This is a genomic window from Curtobacterium sp. MCLR17_031 (assembly GCF_003234775.2).
Lineage (GTDB): Bacteria > Actinomycetota > Actinomycetes > Actinomycetales > Microbacteriaceae > Curtobacterium > Curtobacterium flaccumfaciens.
Genome location: NZ_CP126270.1, coordinates 3,542,254 through 3,563,460 on the forward strand (window position 1 = coordinate 3,542,254; position 21,207 = coordinate 3,563,460).

Here is a 21,207-nt window from a genome sequence, read left to right on the forward strand (position 1 = left end):
GATCACGGCGCCTGGTGCATCGTAATCACAACGACGGGTGTCGCGGAAGTGGGGTCGGCGTGGCGCGGCCGACCCCAGTCCGCGGGGGTCGGGTCAGCCCTTCGCAGCCGTGTTCGAGCCGGCGGTCAGGACGTACACGTAGCCACCGAACGTCCACGTCGTCGCAGCCGCCGCGGCCGGGTCGGTCGAGTCCTGCGAGATGGAGGACGACACCGTTGTGACGAGGAAGAGTCGAGCGCCGTCCTGCATGCCGCCGACGAAGGACAGGGCCTGGTCGAACGACCCGTCGACCGACACGGAGACGGGGATGGCCGAGAAGTTCGCGGCCGAGATCGCCGGGTCGGTCACGGGCGCCGTCGCGGCGCCGGTGGATGCCGCGGTCGGCTCGGGCGTCGCCTCGTCCGTCGCGGAGGCCGACGAGTCCTCGGTGCCCGCGGCCGTCGAGGCCGCGACGGGAGCGGTGTAGGCCACAGCGTCGGACGTCGTGATCGCGGACACCTTCACACCCGCCCGGGCCGCGACGCCGTCGACTGCGCCGTAGAAGGAGGACATGTTCGCACTCGAGGGCACCGAGGTGGTGAGCTCCGCGAGTTCCGCCTTCATCGCCGGCAGGGACTTCGCGCGGTCCTTGAGCCGCGCGAGTTCCGCCGCCGTCGTCCGGTTCGTCGCGTCCACCGACACCTGGTCGGTACGGTCGCTCGCGGCCTGTGCGAGATGTGGCTGCACACCGAGGAAGAACCCCGCGAGGGCCACCACGACCATCGCCACGACGGCGAGGAGCATGTTGAGTCGGTTGCGGGTCATCTCACTCGCCCTTGTCCTGGTACTTGCCGTCGAAGGCGGCCTGGTCGACGTGGATCGTCATGTTCACCGTGTACGTGCCGGTCGTCGGGTCGAGCGTGACCGAGTTCGCGGTCGCGTCGACGAAGCCCTTGAGCCCCTTGACGGCATCGAGCCACGACGGGACGGACGGCAGCGTCGGGCTCTGCGCGTCGATGGTCAGGGTCGCGACACGCTGCCCCTGGAGGGGGGTGTCGGCCTGCGCGTAGGTCTCCAGCGGCGTGGCCGAGTCGATCGCGACCCCGGTGATCTCGACTCCCGCCGGGAGCGATGCCTTCAGCGAAGCGAGGTACGGCTGCCAGGCGATCTCCGTCGCCCCGCCGACCGACTGCGCGGCTTCACGCAGCGCGGTACCTGCCTCCGTGTCCCGGACCTCGCGGTAGTTCGCCTGCTGCTGCAGGAGCGACAGGGTCTCGTCCTGCGCGTGGGTCAGGTCGTCGTGCGCCTGGCTGGACAGGAGGCTGGCTCCGGCGGTCGCGATCCCGACCACGATCGCCACGAGGACGACGCCCGCCCACATCCGACGGACGACACGGCTGCTGCGTCGGTCGGCGAGGACCTCGGTGGGCAGCAGGTCGACACTGGGGCGGCCCCCGACGACGATCTCGCTGGGGGTGGTCGGACGCTGACGCTTGACGCGCTCCGCGGTCTCGGCGGCGACACGCAGGGCCGGGTCGGGCGCTGCTCCTCGACGGCGACTCCGCCCAGAGCGCGAGGGCTTCGACTTGGTCGACTGGCTCATGCTGCCTTCCCTCCCGCGGCGAGTCCCCATGCCACGGCGATCGATGCGCCGTGCGCGTGCAGGTCCTCGACCCGGATGGACTTCGCGAGCGCGACGTTGGCGAACGGCGCCCCGAACCGGACGGGCGTCCGGGTGAACTCCGAGAGCGCTGCGGCGAAACCGGGGAGCGCAGCTGCAGCGCCGCAGAGCAGGATCTCGCCCACGGGCTCGGCAGGGTGGGTGTTGACGAAGTAGTTGACGGTGTTGCGGAGACTCGAGAGGAGTTCGCCCATCGTCTCGCGGACCGCCGCGACCGCGAGCGCGTCGTCGCCGGTCCGTGCCCGCTCCGGATCCATGCCCAGGTGGCGCTTGACGGCTTCGGCCGCTCCCTCGTCGATCGTCAGCCGACCGGCGAGGAGCCGCGTGATGTCGTCGCCGCCGGTCGGCACGATGCGGACGAACTTCGGGACGCCGTCGGTGACGATGACGACGGTCGTCGTGTTGCCGCCGCACTCGACGATGGCCACGGTGCCCGGCCGGTTCGACGGCGCGAGGACACGTGCCAGGGCGAACGGGATGAGGTCGACACCGACCGGCCTGAGCCCGGCGTTCTGGACCGCACGGACGTTGGCGAGCACGGCGTCCTTCACGGCGGCGACGAGGAGACCGCTCACGGTGGGGCCGTTCTCCCCCGTCTCCTCGCTGGTCGGGTAGAAGTCGAGGATGGCGTCGCCCACGGGCACCGGGAGCATGTCCTGCACCTGGAAGGGCAACGATTCACGGATCTGCGCGATGGGGGCCTTCGGGACCGTCAGGTCGCGCGACAGCACGCGCTGGTTGCCCATGCCGAGCACGACGTCCTTCGAGCGGAAGCGCCCGAGCGACCAGAGCTGTCGGAGCGCACCCGCGACCGTGTTGGGCTCGAGCACCTCCCCCTGCTTCGTCGCGCCCGGGGGCACGGGCACCTCGGCGAACCGCAGGATCGTCGGTCTCGGCTTGTCGGCGTCCTGGACCTCGACAGCACGGATCGCGGCGGCGCCGATGTCGACGCCCACGATGCTCTTCGACATGGGTGGTCCTTCCGTGACCGTCTTCGGGTCGGTCTGGTGGGTCAGCGCGCGACGAGGCGTCAGGCGAGTCCGAGGAGGCGCAGGTAGCCGGCCCATGCGGGGGCGCCGACGGCGATGCCGAGCCAGGCACCCGCAAGCATCCAGGGGCCGAACGGGATCCCGCTGCGACGGCCCGCCCGGCGCACGACCAGGAGGACGACTGCGAAGGTACCTCCGAGCAGGAACGCCGCGAAAGAACCCACTGCGAGGGGTCCCCATCCGAGGTACGCCAGCACGAGGCCGAGCACGCCGGCGAGCTTGACGTCCCCGAGCCCCATCCCGCCGGGCACGGCCAGCGCGAGCGCGAGGTAGGTGCCGCCGAGGACGACCAGGCCGATGAGCCCCCGGAGCGCGGCACCCCAGTCGCCGGTCACCGCCGACGCCGCCAGCAGGAGCACGGGCAGCACGATGTAGGCCGGCAGCACGATCCGGTTCGGCAACGTGTGGGTGTCGAGGTCGATGAGTGTCAACGAGATGCTGATCGCCATCAGGTACAGGAGCGCAACGAGCAGGACCGCTCCGTGGATCGATCCGGGGACGCCGTTCGGCGCCGCCAGCGGCGACCACGGTGCGAGGACCGAGAGCAGCGTCACCGCGACGAACAGGAGGCCCGTGGCGGCTTCGACGAGCGGGTACCGGGCCGAGATGGGCGCGCCGCAGTCGCGGCACCGGGCGCGCAGGACGAGCCAGGAGACGACGGGGACGTTGTCGCGACCTCGGATCGCGTGACCGCATCCGGGGCAGGAGCTGGCGGGCGCGACGACGGACATGCCTGCGGGCACCCGGTACACGACGACATTCAGGAACGACCCGATCGCGAGACCGAGCACACCGACCAGCGCGGCGACGAGGGGCGCCACCGAGGCGAAGGACGCCACGGTCACTTCCCCGTCGGGGTGCCGTCGGCGCGGAAGGCCGTGGCCGACTCGGTCTCGGTCGTCACGCCGTACGTCGTCGACACGGGCTGCAGGAACTTGGGCGGGGCGGAGGACTTGAGTCTGCTGTCGTACGAGTACGCCTTCGCGTACCCCGTCAGCAGGCCGTTGCCGTACGAGGTGCGGACCGAGCCGCGGAACTGCTGGGCGATCGATCCGTAGATCGTGAGGACGCCGAGGTTCGACCCGTACTGGCTGTTCTGGACGTTGAACGTGCCGAGGTTGCTGGCGATGGCCGCGTCGATCTCGATGTTCTTGGTCGGCGCCGTGTTCGTCGAGTAGGAGCTGCTGCCCGTGTTGCACACCGTGTTCGACCAGCCGGAGTAGCTGGAGCACGACACGGGGTTGTAGACGGAGACCGCCTTCTGCCCGACGAGCCCGAGCATGTCGTCGGAGGTCCGGCCGTTCTGGTAGACGATGTTCCCGGTCACGTACAGGAAGTTCTCCGCGGCGAGGGTCATCTGTCCGCCGAAGGATCCGGACACGAAGGCATCACCGCTGCGGCACCCGTAGTACCCGGCGTCCCCGCGCGTTCCGGTGAACTCGCCGTTGAGCGGGTACCCCAGGCCGTTGCCGTAGTCCGAAGTCGTCGAGGTCCCCGACTTGACCGTCTGCTGGCAGTAGACCGGCGAACCCGCGTTCACGGTCCCGTTGACCGTACCGGACGGTGTGGCGCTGGACGCCCAGTAGTTCGGGTCACCGACCGTCGACGGCACGCTCTGCACGTAGACCAGGTTCGCGGGCAGCGTGGGGACGACGGCACCGGTTCCCCGGAGGGCAGCGACCGAGCCGCACAGGGCGTCGTTCCCCGGGCCCGGTGCGATGGCGCTGCCGTTGGCGTTGCCCTTGACCTGTGTGGAGATGGTCCACGGCGAGACCACGCGCATCTTGCCCCCGGCGAGGAACGTGATGGACGTCGGACCGGTGTACAGGCACCCGGGCTTCGCCACCTTCTCGGGGATGTCGGTCCGTGCCTCCTGCTTCATGTTCGCGTTGGTGCTCGGCATGGGGAGCGTCCCGACGTTCTTGATCCTCCCGCTGATGAACTTCGTGGACGAGCGACAGGCGGAGTCGATGGTCGTCGCCTTGCTCGTGTAGAAGAAGTCGGCGGGCCCCGTGTCCTGCACGCTCGAGTTGAACGTCGCTCCGCAGGCGGTGATGACGTCGTTCGACCGGACCGGCCCGTCGAGGACGTCACCGCCGGCGAACGTGACGGCTTCACAGCTGCTGCTGGAGCTCCAGTCGTCGTCGTTGCGATGGTTCGAGACGCAGCCGGCGTTCGTCAGGCTCGGGTCCTGGGACTCGTAGTTCGTGAAGTACAGGTAGTTGACGAAGCCGTCGCCGCGGAGGTCCACGACGATGGTCCTCGTCGTGGCACCGGCCTTCCCCGTCACGCGCAGGCGGACCTTGCCGGTCGTCGAGTAGTCGGAGTTGTCGACCTCGTACCGGTAGGACTGGTCGGTGCTCCCGACCACGTTCGCCCACGAGCCGTCCTTCGTGGTGCCGAAGGCCTTGTTCGCCGGATCTGCCGTGTACGTGCTCGTCGACGAGAACGCGGTGCGCACGCCGTACTTGACGTAGGCGTTGTCGGCGGCGAGGCGGCCCTGGTAGTCGGAGAGACCCGCGTACGCGGCCGCGATCGCCTTGTTGTAGTTCGTGTCGGTCGTCGCCTTCGTCGCACCGCTCGTCGCGGTGGCGACGACGAGGGACAGCACGATCATGAGCACCGCACCGATCCCGATGACGGCCGCGAGGGCGACCCCGCGTTCGTCGTCTCGGGCACGCAGGCCTCGGAGGATCCGGATGAGCATCATGACTCCGTGGCTGCGCCGTAGTCGAGGTTGCGCAGGTTGATGGTGGCCTGGAACGTGCTGTCGTTGACGGTGACGCCGCCCGTCGACCCCACGGTCAGCGCCACGCGGACGGACCGGATCGTGTCGTAGGTGGCATTCGCCGGCGCGGACACGGGACCGTCGTCCGCGTTGACGTACGAGAAGAGCGTGCCTGCCCGGACCACGTCGGCGAGCCACAGCGTCCGGGTGGCGCCGGTGAACGTGCAGTACCCGCTGGCCGGGCAGTCGCCCCGCTGCAGCTGCATGCGCAGTCGGTTCGACACGACGTCGACCGTCACCTTGGTGAGCCCGGCCCGTGCGCTCGACAGGTCGACGCCCGAGTAGAACTGCACGCTCCGGCCAGTGGCGCTCACGAACGCGGGCGCACTGACCGTCTTGCTCACCTGCCACCGCGAGGCCTCACGCAGGTACCGGCTGAGCTGCGTCATCGACGTGGTGCCCTGTCGGGTGCTGTCGTTGACCGAGGACACCGTGCGCTGCGCCTTCGAGATGGACACGAAGAAGCTCCCGACCAGGGTGAGCAGCAGCGACGTCACGAGCATGGCGACGAGGAGCTCCACGAGCGTGATCCCGCGTTGATCGCCACGCAGACGACGGATGAGCGCGCGCATCAGCTGGCCGGCCTCGGGTCCACGAGGACGACGCCATCGGTGACGGCGCCGTTGCTGACCATCGCGGTGTTGGTGGCGGTGAGCGCGAGCGGCGTCGTCGCCGCGCCCGCGGTGCCCCCCGCGAACAGCTTCCAGGTTCCCCACGGCAGGGCGATCGTCATGCTGTCGGACGTCGGCTTCGGGAAGCTCAGGGTCATCCCCTTCGCGCAGCCGGGATCGCCGTTCACGGCTGTCGTGGTCTTCGCGGTGATGAAGAGCGCCTTGTCCGGCTTGGCGAGCGTGATCGCGCCCATGCTGATCGGGATCGGCCCGGTCGCGTCCTTGAACTCCGTCGCCGTCCCCTTCTTGCCGGCCTTGTTGGCGGTCGTCCAGGCACCTGGTTCCGGGCCCAGGCAGGTCGCTGCGGCGTCGGACGACACGTCTGCGGAGTACAGACCGGCCACCGCCTGGTACCCCGAGGGGAACGGGAACAGGGCCGCGCTCGTCGGGGCGGGGTTCAACACGGTCGTGCCCGACGTCCCGTTGGTGATCGACAAGGGCAGGTTCGTCGGCAGGATCGCGGACGAGGCCGGCGAGGTCACGTACTTGAACGAGTAGGTCGTCACCTTGTCGAAGGTGAAGGCAGCGGCACCGGAGCTCCCGACCGACACCGTCACCGACTGCGACGACGGACTCGGCTGTTGGGTCGAGTCGATGTACCCGGTGCGGGCGACCGACACCTTGTAGGTCCCCGGCGCGACGCCGGCCACGTAGGTGCAGCCCTCCGCGTCCGTCGCCGGGAACGTGACCCCGGCGGGGCCACCGCTCACGGTCGGCACGATCCCGGAGACGCCGATCCCGTTCGCGTTCGTCACGCCGACGAGGATCGAGCCCGTTGTGTCCGAGTTGATGTTCGTGAGTGGAGCGATGGCGCTCGACATCTCGACCTGCTGGGTCCCGGACGCTGCAGCGCTGGTCTTCCACCGCACCGTGACCGTCACGGCCTTGTACGACAGGCTGCCGACGCCCGTGCCGCAGGCGGTGGCCGCGCCGGACGACCGGGTCCACGAGACCTTGCGGGTCAGGTCGAAGACCTGGTCACCGACCTTCTTCTGGTCTGTCCCGCTCTTCACGTTGAAGATGCTCGGGGTGTCCCGGAGGTCGTCGATGTCCTCCATCGCGATCGTCGAGGCGACCTCTCGAGCACGGGTGTCCTTCGAGAGCACGAGAGAAGCGGCGATACCGGCGGCGATCCCGGCGGCGATCAGGGCGAAGATCGTCATCGCGACCATCACCTCGATGATGGTGAAGCCGTCCTCGTTGTCCCGTGCGGAACGCAGTCGCTCGGCGATGCGCGAGATCATGGCGTCCCTTCTGGATGGAGTGGTCGTTCCGATGCTCGTGTGGGCGCCGGCCTCGACGAGGCGGCGCCCACACGGTTCACAGCGAGTGTCAGCAGGTACCGGCCTTCACGCCGTCGGTCTCGTTGGCGACGAAGGTCTTGTTGGTCGAGCTCGTGCCCTGGATGCAGAAACCGTCGGTGGTCTTCTTGTACGTGATCGCGGTGGTGTTCGAGCTCTTGGTCGCCCCGGCGTTCTTGTAGTCCGTGGTGGTGAGGTCGGCAGTGTCCGGGAAGGCGCCGGTGCCGGACGTCGCGATGCTCACCACGGCGGTCTTCGCGTTGGTGACGTCGGACTTGACTGCCGAGTCCTTCGCGTTGTTCTGCACGCCGATGTACACCGGGATGGCGATCGCGGCGAGGATGCCGATGATGATGACGACGACGAGGAGCTCGATGAGCGTGAAGCCCTTCTCGCCGTCCTTCAGGAGACCCTTGCGGCGAGCGTCGAGCTTGCCCATGAGAGCGAAGTACATGGTTGTTTCCATTCTGCGGGGAATGTCGGGGAAATGATTTCGGGGCTTGCTCGGCCGCCGCAGATCAGCGTATTGGGGACACATCGAGCGGCCAATCCCGAGAACGGGGGCCATGCTGGGCACAAAACACCCCCAGTGCGGGGGAGGGTCGATATCGACAATGCCCCCGCATGGGGGTGGAATGGCTAGGAAGCGTTCTGCACGACGTTGGTGATCTGGAAGATCGGCATGTAGAGCGCGATGATCATCCCGCCCACCACCACCCCCAGGAACGCGATGAGCAGCGGCTCGATCAGCGAAGTCAGCGCGTCGGTGGTCGCCTCGACCTCGGCGTCGTAGAACACCGCGATCTTCTCGAGCATGATCTCGAGGGATCCGGCGTCTTCACCGACCGCGACCATCTGCGTCACCATTGCCGGGAAAACCGATTGTGCGGCGAGCGGCACCGCGATTGATTCACCTTTCCGCACCGCCTCTGCGACATTGTCGAGCGCGCGCTTCACGACGAAATTGTTCGACACTTCCCCGACGATCCGCAATGCCTGCAGAATGGGAACACCGGCGCCGATCATGTTCGAGAAGTTGCGAGCGAACCGAGCAATGACGATCTTCTTCTGCAGCGGGCCGAAGACCGGCAGTTTCAGGGTGATCGGATCGATGAACGCTCGGACGCGTTCGGTGTTCTTGTTCGCTCGCCACCACAGCCACGCCAGCACGACGACGATCGCGAGCGGGATCGCGACGTACCGCATGGCGTGTGACAGCGTCACGAGGATCTGCGTCGGCAGCGGGAGCGTGCCGCCGAGCGACGAGAACATGTCCTGGAAGATCGGGACGATGAAGATGAGCATGATGGCGACCGCCACCAGCGACATCACGAGCACGACCACCGGGTAGGTCATCGCCGACTTGATCGTCGAGCGGAGCTTGTGCTCCTTCTCGAAGTTCGTCGCGATGGAGTCCATGGCCTGGTCGAGGAACCCGCCGGTCTCCCCCGCACGGATCATGTTGATCATGATCGGCGGGAAGTCGACCGGGTACTTCGCGACGGCATCGGAGAACGAGACGCCGCGCTCGACGTCGTCGCGGACCTTGCCGAGGATGTCCTTGAGCTTCTTGTTCTCGGTCTGGTCGGACAGGATCGTCAGGGTCCGCAGGAGCGAGAGCCCCGAGGTGAGCATCGTCGAGGCCTGCCGCGACATGATCGCGAGGTCCTTGAGGCCGACGCCCTTCTCGAACCCGGGGATCTTGATCTCGGTCTGGAGCCCGGTGCCGGCCTTGGCCTCGGTGATGGCGATCGGTGAGACGCCCATTCCCCGGAGGCGCTGGACGACGGCTCCCTCGGACGCGGCGTCGAGGCGACCCTTGACGAGCTTGCCGGCGCCGTCACGCCCGCGGTAGTCGAACGCGAGTGACATCAGTAGCCTCCGGAGAACTTGTCGCCGAAGTCGATGCCGCTGGCGGCGATCGCGGCGGCCGAGGAGTCGGACGGGGACTCGACGCGCTGGACGAGCCGGTCGAAGCCCTCTTCGTCGTGCACCTTCTCCATCGCGGCCTTGCGCGAGATGGTGCCGACGTTGACCAGTTCGGCGAGGTCCTGGTCCATGGTGTGCATGCCGAGGTCACGGCCGGCCTGCATGGCGGAGGTGATCTGGTAGGTCTTGCCCTCGCGGATGAGGTTGCCGATGGCCGGGGTGATCGTCATGATCTCGGTGGCGACGACGCGGCCGACGCCGTTGGCCTTCGGCACGAGGGTCTGGCAGACGACGCCCTGCAGGGTGGCCGCGAGCTGGGTGCGGATCTGCCCCTGCTGGTGCGGCGGGAAGACGTCGATGACGCGGTCGATCGTGCCCGGTGCGCTCTGCGTGTGCAGGGTGGCGAACACCAGGTGGCCGGTCTCGGCGGCGGTGAGCGCGACGGAGATGGTCTCGAGGTCGCGGAGCTCACCGATCAGGATGACGTCGGGGTCCTGCCGCAGCACGTGCTTGAGCGCCGAGGCGAAGGAGTGGGTGTCGGCGCCGACCTCGCGCTGGTTGATGATCGACCGCTTGTGGTCGTGCATGAACTCGATCGGGTCCTCGACCGTGACGATGTGGTCGGCACGGCTCTCGTTGACCAGGTCGATGAGCGCGGCGAGGGTGGTCGACTTGCCCGAACCGGTCGGACCGGTGACGAGGACCAGTCCACGGGGCAGGCCGGCGAAGTCGCCGACGTGCGCGGGGATGCCGAGCTGCTTGAGCGTCTTGATCCTGGTGGGGATGATGCGGAACGCCGCGCCCCAGTTGCCGCGCTGCTGGTAGTAGTTCACGCGGAAGCGGTACTCGGGCGACAGCGAGTACGCGAAGTCGAGCTCCTGGTCGTGGTCGAACTGCCCGGCCTGTTCGACGGACAGCAGCGTCTTGAGTGCCGCGATGACCTTGCCACGGGACCACGCGCCTCCGGGTACGGCCGGCCGGAGCGAGCCGTCGACGCGGACGGTGGGCGGGGCGTCGGCCGTGACGTGCAGGTCTGAGGCCCCCTGGTAGACGACCTGTGCGAGTGCGGTGATGAGGTCGGGGTCCGCGACCTCGCGTGCGTGCCGGGCGAAGTCGATGTCACCGGCCGAGGCCGCGGCGGGTGCCGGAGCAGGTGCCGGCGGTGCGGCGTGGTGCGCGCCGCTGTAGGCGATGGCCGGCAGCTGCTGGGTCGCGGGCTCGGCGTACCCGTAGGTGGCGGTCGAGGACGGCACCGCGGCGGGCGGCGTCGCCGGAGCGGTGGCGGACTGCGCAACGGGCGCAGCGACCGGACCACCCACGGGCCCGGCAACCGGGCTCGCCACGGCCGTGCCGGTGGGCGCGGGCCACACCGCCGAGTCGTCCGTCAGGTCGTAGACCTGCTCGGGCGGGGCAGCGGCGGCCGCGGCCAGACGCGCGGCACGGCGCGAGCCGACCTCGGCGCCCGGGGTGCCGGGGTGCCATCCGGCGACGGGCTCGTCGCCGGGCATGGTGATGTCGTACACGGAGTCGGTCATCTGCTCGTCCTGTTCCCCGGTCACGCGACGACGCGCAGGATCTCGTCGACGCTCGTCATGCCGAGCTTGACCTTCTCGAAGCCGTCCTGGCGGAGCGTGAGCATGCCCTGCTGCTGGGCGACGCGGCTGATCTCGGCGCTCGAGGCACGACCGACGGCGAGCCGCTCGATCTCCTCGGTCACGGTCATGACCTCGTGCAGCGCGATGCGGCCGCGGTAGCCGGTGTTCGAGCAGACGGCGCAGCCGACCGGGGCGAAGAACGCCGGCATCTCGTCGCCGGGGGCCAGGAACCCGAGCGCCCGGAGCTGCTCGATCTCGTACACGGCGGGCGCCTTGCACCGGTCGCACAGCCGGCGTGCGAGTCGCTGGGCGACGACGGAGTCGAGGGCGGACCCGACCAGGAACGGCTCGATGTCCATCTCGGTCAGGCGGGTCACGGCCGACGGGGCGTCGTTGGTGTGCAGGGTCGAGAGCACGAGGTGCCCGGTCAGCGACGCCTCGATCGCGATCTGGGCGGTCTCGTGGTCGCGGATCTCACCGAGGAGCACGACGTCGGGGTCGGACCGGAGGATCGAGCGGAGCGCGGAGGCGAACGTCAGGCCGGCCTTCGGGTTGACCTGCACCTGGTTGATGCCGGCCATCCGGTACTCGACCGGGTCCTCCACCGTGATGACGTTGATCTCGGGCTTCGCCACGGCGTTGAGGGTCGTGTACAGCGTCGTCGACTTGCCCGAACCGGTGGGACCGGTCACCAGGATCATGCCGTACGGCTTCGAGTAGGACCGCTGGTACGCCTGGAAGTTCTGCTCGAGGAGGTTGAGGTCCTTGAGGGTCAGCGAGGTGTTCGTGTTGTCGAGGATCCGCATGACGACCTTCTCGCCCCACACGGTGGGCAGCGTCGCGACGCGGAGGTCGATCTGCCGGCCGCCGTGCCGCACGGACATGCGGCCGTCCTGCGGCTTGCGACGCTCGGCGATGTCGATGTCGCTCATGATCTTCAGGCGGCTGATCACGCCGTTCTGGATGTTCTTCGGCGCCGGCGCCATCTCGTGCAGCACGCCGTCGATGCGGTACCGGATCCGGACCTCGTGCTCGCCGGGCTCGATGTGGATGTCGGACGCGTGGTCCTGGATGGCCTGCGACACGAGCAGGTTCACGAACCGGACGATCGGGACGTCGTCGAGGGCGCCGTCGGCGATGTCGATCTGCGCCTTCGAGGTGGTCGACGCTTCTTCTTCGAGCGACGACGTCAGGTCGTTGAGCTCGTCGTCGGCGCGCAGGTACCGGTCGAGCGCAGCGACGAGGTCACGCTCCTCGACCTGCAGCGGCTTGATCGCGCGACCGGATGCCGTCCGGGCGTCGTCGATGGCGAGCACGTTCGTGGGGTTCACCATCGCGAGGATGAGCAGGTCGCCCTCGAACCCGACGCCGAGCACACCGTGGCGCCGGCACAGGGCCGCCGGCAGGATCGACACCGCGGTGCCGTCGACGGGGTAGTCGCTCAGCGGGACGGTGCGTGAGTTGTTCGACGCGGCCCGGGCGGTGATGAACTGGGCCTCGCTCACGACGCCCTGGTCGACCAGGCCGCGGATGGCGCGCTCGTCGAGGTCCTCGTCACCCGTCATCGCATCGAGGTGCTCGATGGGCAGGGCGCCGTTCAGGATGAGGATCTCGGACAGGGTCGCCATGAGTCCCGTGCCTCCTTGGACTCGCGCACGGCGAGACGTCGTCGGGTGATGCGCCACCAGGGATGTGGCGCCCGACCACGCTACTTCTGGGGCCCTCGCCGACCGCAGTCCCAGAAAGAGGGGGCGGAGGGGGTCCGGCTGCACCCAGAACTGGGGTCCACGACCGGTTCGGCCCCGGTCCGGGGGACGCTTCGGCCGGTTCGCGGTGGTCCTCGGAGGGTGCATGTCCGCCAGCCTCCCGGACCCCGCACGGCTCCCGGAGCCATGGCGAGCAGTCCGTGGAGAACGTCGGCGTCGCACGGGGGTGTGGAGGAACGAGGCCGCCGTCCGACAGGGGCCGGACAGCGCGGCGCCGCGGAATCCCTCTCGACGCGCGCCCCCACCCGGGCACATGATGAGACATGGACATCACGAGCGTGACCGTGGGGTTGCCCGTCAGCGACATCGAGGCGTCCTGCCTCTGGTACGGCGCGGTCTTCGAGCGCACCGAGCCGGACCTCGAGCCCGAGGACGGCGTCGCCGAGTACGAGGTCGGCGGCATCTGGATCCAGCTCTACGTCGACGAGCAGGCCGAGGAGAACCCGGTCAGCGTCCGCTTCGGCGTCGACGACGTCGCCGCGCAGCACGCACGCATCGGCGCGCTCGGCATCGACATCGGCCCCGTCGAGTGCGTCGACGGGGCGGTCGACTGGTTCGACGTCCGCGACCCCGACGGCAACGTGCTGAGCCTGTTCTCGCTGGTCGACGAGACCGGACGCGGTTCCGGCCGCGACAACGGCGCCGGCCGCGCGCTCTAGCCGCGACCCCACGGCGGACGGGACGCCCGTGGCGGCCCCGCACCGTGCCTCCAGGCCGTCACGTGGTGACGACACGACGAAGGCCCCGCCTCCTTGCGGAGACGGGGCCTTCGTGGGATCACATCAGGCTCAGTTGTACGTGCCCGGCGTGAAGTCGTCCGACGAGAAGCTGTCGAAGTCGACGAAGCTCAGGTCGGCGTCCGAGAACGACGAGTCGTCAGCGAAGATGCGGTTGGGGTACCGCTCCGCCTTCGCCTCTTCGGTCGCGTTCACGTCCACGTCACGGTACCGGCTGAGGCCCGTCCCGGCGGGGATGAGCTTACCGATGATGACGTTCTCCTTGAGGCCGACGAGGTGGTCCTGCTTGCCCTCCATGGCCGCCTGCGTGAGCACGCGGGTGGTCTCCTGGAAGGAAGCGGCGGACAGCCACGACTCGGTCGCGAGGGACGCCTTCGTGATGCCCATGACCTCCTGGCGAGCCGAGGCGGTCTTGCGACCCTCCTGCAGCGCCGCACGGTTCAGCGCGTTGTAGCGCGACCGGTCGACGAGCTCACCCGGCAGCAGGTCGGTGTCGCCGTGGTCGACGACGGTGACCTTGCGGAGCATCTGGCGGACGATGACCTCGATGTGCTTGTCGTGGATCGGCACACCCTGCGAGCCGTAGACGTCCTGCACACCGTTGACCAGGTGCTTCTGGACCTCTCGGACACCCTTGACCCGGAGGACTTCCTTCGGGTCGACGGTGCCGGCGATGAACTGCTCGCCGAGCTCGACGTGCTGGTTGTCCTCGATGAGGAGCGTCGCACGCTTGAGCACCGGGTAGATGAACGGCTCGTCGCCGTTGTCCGGCGTGAGGATGATCCGACGACCCTTGTCCGTGTCCTCGACCACGACGCGGCCGGGGGCCTCGGCGATCGGGGACGCGCCCTTGGGGGTACGCGCCTCGAAGAGCTCCGTGACACGCGGCAGACCCTGGGTGATGTCGTCGGCCGAGGCCGAACCACCCGTGTGGAAGGTACGCATCGTCAGCTGGGTACCGGGCTCACCGATGGACTGCGCGGCGATGATGCCGACTGCCTCACCGATGTCGACCAGGTTGCCGGTGGCGAGCGAACGGCCGTAGCACTTCGCGCAGACACCGACGGCCGACTCGCAGGTCAGGACCGAGCGCACCTTGATGCTCTCGACACCGGCTGCCAGCAGCTTCTCGAGGAGCACGTCACCGACGTCCTCGCGAGCCTCTGCCACGACCGTGCCCTGTGCGTCCACGGCCTCGGTGGCCAGGGTGCGGGAGTACACGGTGTTCTCGACGCGCGGGTCGCGGACGAGCTTGCCGTCGGCGTCCACGGTCGCGATCGGCAGCTCGAGGCCACGGGTCGTGCCGCAGTCGTCCTCGCGGATGATGACGTCCTGCGAGACGTCCACGAGACGACGGGTGAGGTACCCGGAGTCCGCGGTACGGAGCGCGGTGTCGGCAAGACCCTTGCGAGCACCGTGGGTGGCGATGAAGTACTCCGCCACGGTCAGGCCCTCGCGGTACGAGTTGATGATCGGGCGGGCGATGATCTCACCCTTCGGGTTGTTCACCAGACCACGCATACCGGCGATGTTGCGGACCTGGAGCCAGTTACCACGAGCACCGGACGACACCATGCGGTTGATGGTGTTGTCGACCGGGAAGTTGTCGCGCATCTCCTGCGCGATCTCGTTCGTGGCCTCGGTCCAGATCTTGATCAGGTCGGCGCGACGCTCGGAGTCGGTGATCAGACCCTTGTCGAACTCGCCCTGCACCTTGGCGGCCTGGATCTCGTAGCCCGCGATGATCTCCTTCTTGCGAGGAGGCGTCACGACGTCCGACAGGGCGACGGTCACACCGGAGCGGGTGCCCCAGTAGAAGCCGGCGTCCTTGATCCGGTCCAGCGCAGCGGCCGTCTCGGTCTTGGAGTAGCGCTCGGCGAGGTCGTTGACGATCGCGGACAGCACACCCTTGTCGGTGACCTTCTGGACGAACGGGTAGTTCGCCGGCAGGGTCTCGTTGAAGAGCGCACGGCCCAGGGTCGTCTCGAGCAGCACGGTGTCGCCCTGCTCGTAGCCCTCGGGAGCTTCACCCTCGGCGAAGTGGACACCCGTCATGCGGATCTTCGCCATCGCGTTGAGGTGCAGCGTGTGCTGGTCGTTGGCCAGGATCGCCTCGGCGACCGAGGAGAACGCACGGCCTTCACCGACGGCGCCCTCGCGGACGGTCGTCAGGTGGTGCAGACCGATGATCATGTCCTGTGCGGGCAGGGTCACCGGACGGCCGTCGGACGGCTTCAGGATGTTGTTCGAGGCGAGCATCAGGATGCGGGCCTCGGCCTGGGCCTCGACCGACAGCGGCAGGTGCACGGCCATCTGGTCACCATCGAAGTCCGCGTTGAACGCAGCACACACGAGCGGGTGGAGCTGGATGGCCTTGCCCTCGACGAGCTGCGGCTCGAACGCCTGGATGCCCAGACGGTGCAGCGTCGGCGCACGGTTCAGCAGCACGGGGCGCTCGCGGATGATCTCCTCGAGCACGTCCCACACCTGCGGACGCGAACGCTCGACCATGCGCTTGGCCGACTTGATGTTCTGCGCGTGCGACAGGTCGATCAGGCGCTTGATCACGAACGGCTTGAAGAGCTCGAGCGCCATCTGCTTGGGCAGACCGCACTGGTGCAGCTTCAGCTGCGGGCCGACGATGATGACCGAACGGCCCGAGTAGTCGACGCGCTTGCCGAGCAGGTTCTGGCGGAAACGACCCTGCTTGCCCTTGAGCATGTCGCTCAGGGACTTCAGGGCACGGTTGCCGGTACCCGTGACCGGACGTCCACGACGACCGTTGTCGAACAGCGCGTCAACGGCTTCCTGCAGCATGCGCTTCTCGTTGTTCACGATGATCTCGGGGGCACCGAGGTCGAGCAGGCGGCGGAGACGGTTGTTGCGGTTGATCACACGACGGTAGAGGTCGTTGAGGTCCGACGTGGCGAAACGGCCACCGTCGAGCTGCACCATCGGGCGCAGCTCCGGCGGGATGACCGGCACGACGCCGAGCACCATCGCGGCCGGCGAGTTGCCGGTGGCGAGGAAGGAGCTGACGACGCGCAGACGCTTAATCGCGCGGATCTTCTTCTGGCCCTTGCCCTCGGCGATCTGCAGACGCAGCGCCTCGGCCTCGGCGGCCAGGTCGAACGCCTCGAGCCGGAGCTTGATCGCCTCGGCGCCCATGTAGGCGTCGAAGTAGATCCCGAACCGGTCCTGGAGCTCGTGGAAGACGGCGTCCTCGGGCTTGAGGTCGCCCACCTTGAGGTTGCGGAAGTCCTCCCACACACGCTCGAGACGGGTGATGTCCTCGTCGAACGACTTGCGGACCTGGGACATCTCCTTCTCGGCGGTGTCCTTGGTGCGGCGCTTGACGTCGGCCTTCGCACCCTCTTCCTCAAGGGCTGCGAGGTCGTCCTCGAGCTTCTTGAGGCGGTCGGCGATGATCGAGTCGCGCTGGCCCTCGAGGGTCTTGATCTCGAGACGCATCTCGTTCTCGAGACCCGGCATGTCCGCGTGACGGCCCTCTTCATCGATGTCGATGATCATGTACGCCGCGAAGTAGATGACCTTCTCGAGGTCCTTCGGCGCCATGTCGAGGAGGTACCCGAGGCGCGACGGGACGCCCTTGAAGTACCAGATGTGCGTGACGGGGGCAGCGAGCTCGATGTGGCCCATGCGCTCACGACGGACCGAGGACTTGGTGACCTCGACGCCGCAGCGCTCGCAGACGATGCCCTTGAACCGGACACGCTTGTACTTGCCGCAGGCGCACTCCCAGTCGCGGGAAGGACCGAAGATCTGCTCGCCGAACAGACCGTCCTTCTCGGGCTTCAGGGTGCGGTAGTTGATGGTCTCCGGCTTCTTGACCTCGCCGTACGACCACTGACGGATGTCCTCGGCGGTTGCGAGGCCGATCCGAATGGCGTCAAAGGAAGTTGCTTCGAGCAATGTTCTTCTCTCTTGCTGATTCAGGCTTCGATGTACGGGCGGGATCAGATGTCGTCGACAGAGGACGACTCGAACCGCGAGGAGATGTTGATGCCCAGCTCCTCCGCAGCGCGGAAGACCTCGTCATCGTTGTCGCGCAGGCTGACCGCCTGGCCGTCGGCCGAGAGGACCTCGACGTTCAGGCAGAGCGACTGCATCTCCTTCATGAGGACCTTGAAGGACTCGGGGATGCCGGGTTCCTGGATGTTCTCGCCCTTGACGATCGCCTCGTAGACCTTCACGCGGCCGAGGATGTCGTCGGACTTGATCGTCAGGAGCTCCTGGAGGGCGTAGGCGGCGCCGTACGCTTCGAGCGCCCACACCTCCATCTCACCGAATCGCTGTCCACCGAACTGCGCCTTACCACCCAGCGGCTGCTGCGTGATCATCGAGTACGGACCGGTCGAACGCGCGTGGATCTTGTCGTCGACCAGGTGGTGCAGCTTGAGGATGTACATGTAGCCGACCGAGACGGGCTCCGGGAACGGCTCGCCGGAGCGGCCGTCGAAGAGCTGCGCCTTGCCCGACGAGCCGATCAGGCGCTCGCCGTCGCGGTTCGGGAGGGTCGAGTCGAGGAGGCCCTCGATCTCGCGCTCGTACGCACCGTCGAACACCGGGGTGGCGACCTTGGTGCCGGGCTCGGCGCTGTGCGCTGCCTCCGGCAGGTTCTCGGCCCATTCCTGGATGCCCTCGACGTTCCAGCCCTGCTTGGCGAGCCACCCGAGGTGGATCTCGAGCACCTGGCCGAAGTTCATGCGGCCGGGGACGCCGAGCGGGTTGAGGACGATGTCGACGGGGGTGCCGTCGGCGAGGAACGGCATGTCCTCGACCGGGAGGATGGTCGAGATGACGCCCTTGTTGCCGTGACGACCGGCGAGCTTGTCACCCGCGGTGATCTTGCGCTTCTGGGCGATGTAGACGACCACGCGCTGGTTGACACCAGAGCCGAGTTCGTCGTCACCGTCCTGCGAGTCGAACACCTTGACGCCGATGATCGTGCCCTCTTCACCGTGGGGCACCTTGAGCGAGGTGTCGCGGACTTCGCGCGACTTCTCGTTGAAGATGGCACGGAGCAGACGCTCCTCGGCGCTCAGCTCGGTCTCGCCCTTCGGCGTGACCTTGCCGACGAGGATGTCGCCGGGGCGGACCTCGGCACCGATGCGGATGATGCCGCGCTCGTCGAGGTCGGCCAGCAGGTCCGGGCTGACGTTGGGGAGGTCACGGGTGATCTCCTCCTTGCCGAGCTTGGTGTCGCGGGCGTCGACCTCGTACTCCTCGATGTGGATCGAGGAGAGCGTGTCGTCCTTGATGAGGTTCTGCGACAGGATCATCGCGTCCTCGTAGTTGTAGCCCTCCCACGGCATGAACGCGACGAGGAGGTTCTTGCCGAGCGCGAGCTCGCCGTTCTCCGTCGCGGGACCGTCGGCGATGACCTCACCCTGCTCCACGCGCTCGCCTGCGGAGACGATGACGCGGTGGTTGTAGCTCGTGCCCTGGTTGGAGCGGTCGAACTTGCGCAGGTAGTAGGTCTGCGTGCCGCCCTCGTCGAGCTGCAGGGTGACGGCGTCGGCCGAGACCTCGGAGACGACACCGGCCTTGTCGGCGGTGACGACGTCGCCGGCGTCGATGGCCGTGTAGCCCTCCATACCGGTGCCGACGAGCGGCGACTCGGAGCGGAGCAGCGGGACGGCCTGACGCTGCATGTTCGCACCCATCAGGGCGCGGTTCGCGTCGTCGTGCTCGAGGAACGGGATGAGCGACGTCGCGACCGACACCATCTGGCGCGGGGAGACGTCCATGTAGTCGACCTCGTCCTTGGCGACGAGTTCGACCTCGCCACCCTTCTTGCGGACGAGCACCTTGTCGTCGGCGAAGTGGAAGTCGTTCGTCAGCGGGGCGTTGGCCTGCGCGACGACGAACTCGTCCTCTTCCGAAGCGGTGAGGTAGTCGATGGTCTTCGTGACCTCGCCGTTGACGACGCGACGGTACGGGGTCTCGATGAAGCCGAAGGAGTTGATCCGACCGAAGGACGCGAGCGAACCGATCAGGCCGATGTTCGGGCCTTCCGGGGTCTCGATCGGGCACATGCGGCCGTAGTGCGACGGGTGGACGTCACGGACCTCGACGCCGGCACGCTCACGGGACAGACCACCCGGGCCGAGGGCCGAGAGACGACGCTTGTGCGTCAGGCCCGCGAGCGGGTTGTTCTGGTCCATGAACTGCGACAGCTGGGACGTTCCGAAGAACTCCTTGATCGCGGCGACGACCGGACGCACGTTGATGAGCGTCTGGGGCGTGATCGCCTCGATGTCCTGCGTGGTCATGCGCTCGCGGACGACGCGCTCCATGCGGGACAGACCCGTGCGGACCTGGTTCTGGATGAGCTCGCCGACGGCGCGGATGCGACGGTTGCCGAAGTGGTCGATGTCGTCCACGTCGAGGCGCAGCTGCACCGGCTCGCCGTCACGGACGCCGTCGATCGTGGTGCGCTCAGCGTGCAGCGACACCAGGTACTTGATCGTCGCGACGATGTCCTTGACGGTGAGCACCGAGTCGGACAGCGGGGCGTCCATGCCGAGCTTGCGGTTGACCTTGTAGCGGCCGACCTTCGCCAGGTCGTAGCGCTTCGGGTTGAAGTAGAAGTTGTCGAGGAGCGCACGCGCGGCCTCGGCAGCGACCTGCTCGCCCGGACGGAGCTTGCGGTAGATGTCCTTGAGCGCCTCTTCCTTCGTGAGGACGGCGTCCTTCTCGAGGGTCGACTCGATCGACGCGAAGCCCTGGAACTCGTCCATGATCTCTTCGCTCGTCAGGCCGAGGGCCTTGAGGAAGACGGTCACGGACTGCTTGCGCTTGCGGTCGATGCGCACGCCCACCTGGTCGCGCTTGTCGATCTCGAACTCGAGCCAGGCACCACGCGACGGGATGATCCGCGCCGAGTAGATGTCCTTGTCGGAGGTCTTCTCCTGCTGGCGCTCGAAGTACACGCCAGGCGAACGGACGAGCTGCGACACGACGACGCGCTCGGTGCCGTTGATGATGAACGTGCCGCGTTCGGTCATGAGCGGGAAGTCGCCCATGAAGACCGTCTGCGTCTTGATCTCACCCGTCATGTGGTTCATGAACTCGGCGTTGACGTACAGCGGAGCGGCGTAGGTCTTGCCGCGCTCCTTGCAGTCGTCGATCGAGTACTTCGGGTCTTCGAGCTCCGGCGCGGTGAACGAGAGCTGCATGGTCTCGCCGAGGTCCTCGATCGGGGAGATCTCCTCGAAGATCTCCTCGAGCCCCGAGTGCAGCGCGAGGTCGGTACGACCCTGCTCCTGCCCTTCGGCGAGGCGGGCCTTCCAGACGTCGTTGCCGACGAGCCAGTCGAAGCTCTCCGTCTGGAGTGCGAGCAGATCAGGAACCGTGAGGGTGTCCGTGATCTTGGCGAACGAGAGTCGCGAGTGGTTGCGACCGTTCTTGGGGTTGGTGGATGCGTTGGGCGCAGCAGCCAAGGGTGTGACCTCCGGTAGGCCCCGTCGGGCCGACACTGACGAGCAGTGTGTAGGTGAGTGGATTGATCGCTCGGCGAACCCTGAGATGCAAGCCCTGCGACCACGCCGACGCGTGCCTTGACGCGGAACGTCGGTGCACGTGTGGGATGATCTCCGTGAGCGGTACCCGCCGCCATATACGGGTCCGGCTGCACCAGGGCGAGATGAGTTTCTGTCTCAGAACTCTGCGTCGACCGCAATATGAC

Annotated in this window: 14 protein-coding genes; 1 reads left to right on the forward strand and 13 read right to left on the reverse strand. The window is 67.8% G+C overall.

Going from position 1 to position 21,207, the window contains the following annotated elements:
• Positions 1-93: 93 nt before the first annotated feature.
• The 11 genes from DEI96_RS16785 to DEI96_RS16835 all read right to left on the reverse strand — a co-directional run bounded on the left by DEI96_RS16785 (position 94) and on the right by DEI96_RS16835 (position 12,621).
• Positions 94-804, reverse strand: coding sequence for a hypothetical protein (locus tag DEI96_RS16785; RefSeq protein ID WP_111023283.1), 711 nt, complete (start codon positions 802-804; stop codon positions 94-96).
• A gap of 1 nt (position 805) precedes the next feature.
• Positions 806-1,582 (reverse strand): PilN family protein, encoded by a 777-nt coding sequence (locus tag DEI96_RS16790; protein WP_111023282.1) that lies wholly within the window; start codon positions 1,580-1,582, stop codon positions 806-808.
• A complete protein-coding gene (gene pilM / locus DEI96_RS16795; protein WP_111023281.1) occupies positions 1,579-2,631 on the reverse strand; it encodes a type IV pilus assembly protein PilM in 1,053 nt (350 codons plus the stop codon). The genes DEI96_RS16790 and pilM overlap by 4 nt, the downstream gene beginning before the upstream one ends.
• A 59-nt stretch (positions 2,632-2,690) precedes the next feature.
• Positions 2,691-3,554, reverse strand: a complete 864-nt coding sequence (locus DEI96_RS16800; protein WP_502866287.1) for a prepilin peptidase — start codon at positions 3,552-3,554, stop codon at positions 2,691-2,693.
• On the reverse strand, positions 3,551-5,419 hold the full coding sequence (locus tag DEI96_RS16805) for a hypothetical protein (RefSeq protein ID WP_181440530.1): 1,869 nt from the start codon (positions 5,417-5,419) through the stop codon (positions 3,551-3,553). Before DEI96_RS16805 ends, DEI96_RS16800 begins: the two co-directional genes overlap by 4 nt.
• A complete protein-coding gene (locus DEI96_RS16810) occupies positions 5,416-6,069 on the reverse strand; it encodes a PilW family protein (protein WP_111023279.1) in 654 nt (217 codons plus the stop codon). Before DEI96_RS16810 ends, DEI96_RS16805 begins: the two co-directional genes overlap by 4 nt.
• A complete protein-coding gene (locus tag DEI96_RS16815; RefSeq protein ID WP_111023278.1) occupies positions 6,069-7,412 on the reverse strand; it encodes a prepilin-type N-terminal cleavage/methylation domain-containing protein in 1,344 nt (447 codons plus the stop codon). Before DEI96_RS16815 ends, DEI96_RS16810 begins: the two co-directional genes overlap by 1 nt.
• Before the next feature lie 88 nt (positions 7,413-7,500).
• Positions 7,501-7,923, reverse strand: a complete 423-nt coding sequence (locus tag DEI96_RS16820) for a type II secretion system protein (RefSeq protein WP_276542140.1) — start codon at positions 7,921-7,923, stop codon at positions 7,501-7,503.
• A 185-nt stretch (positions 7,924-8,108) separates the two neighbouring features.
• Complete coding sequence (locus tag DEI96_RS16825; protein ID WP_111023277.1) at positions 8,109-9,341, reverse strand: type II secretion system F family protein; 1,233 nt, start codon at positions 9,339-9,341, stop codon at positions 8,109-8,111.
• Positions 9,341-10,957, reverse strand: a complete 1,617-nt coding sequence (locus tag DEI96_RS16830; RefSeq protein WP_284183618.1) for a type IV pilus twitching motility protein PilT — start codon at positions 10,955-10,957, stop codon at positions 9,341-9,343. The genes DEI96_RS16825 and DEI96_RS16830 overlap by 1 nt, the downstream gene beginning before the upstream one ends.
• Entirely contained in the window at positions 10,954-12,621 is a 1,668-nt protein-coding gene (locus tag DEI96_RS16835) for a GspE/PulE family protein (protein WP_111023276.1), read from the reverse strand. Before DEI96_RS16835 ends, DEI96_RS16830 begins: the two co-directional genes overlap by 4 nt.
• Before the next feature lie 401 nt (positions 12,622-13,022).
• Here DEI96_RS16835 and DEI96_RS16840 point away from each other — a divergent pair, with 401 nt between their 5' ends.
• A complete protein-coding gene (locus DEI96_RS16840) occupies positions 13,023-13,418 on the forward strand; it encodes a VOC family protein (protein ID WP_071245506.1) in 396 nt (131 codons plus the stop codon).
• A 129-nt stretch (positions 13,419-13,547) separates the two neighbouring features.
• Here DEI96_RS16840 and rpoC read toward each other — a convergent pair whose 3' ends face one another.
• Together rpoC and rpoB are read right to left on the reverse strand one after the other, a co-directional pair.
• Positions 13,548-17,429, reverse strand: coding sequence for a DNA-directed RNA polymerase subunit beta' (gene rpoC / locus DEI96_RS16845; protein ID WP_110863230.1), 3,882 nt, complete (start codon positions 17,427-17,429; stop codon positions 13,548-13,550).
• Positions 17,430-17,473: 44 nt separating this feature from the next.
• Entirely contained in the window at positions 17,474-20,962 is a 3,489-nt protein-coding gene (rpoB, locus tag DEI96_RS16850) for a DNA-directed RNA polymerase subunit beta (RefSeq protein ID WP_111023275.1), read from the reverse strand.
• Positions 20,963-21,207 lie beyond the last annotated feature (245 nt).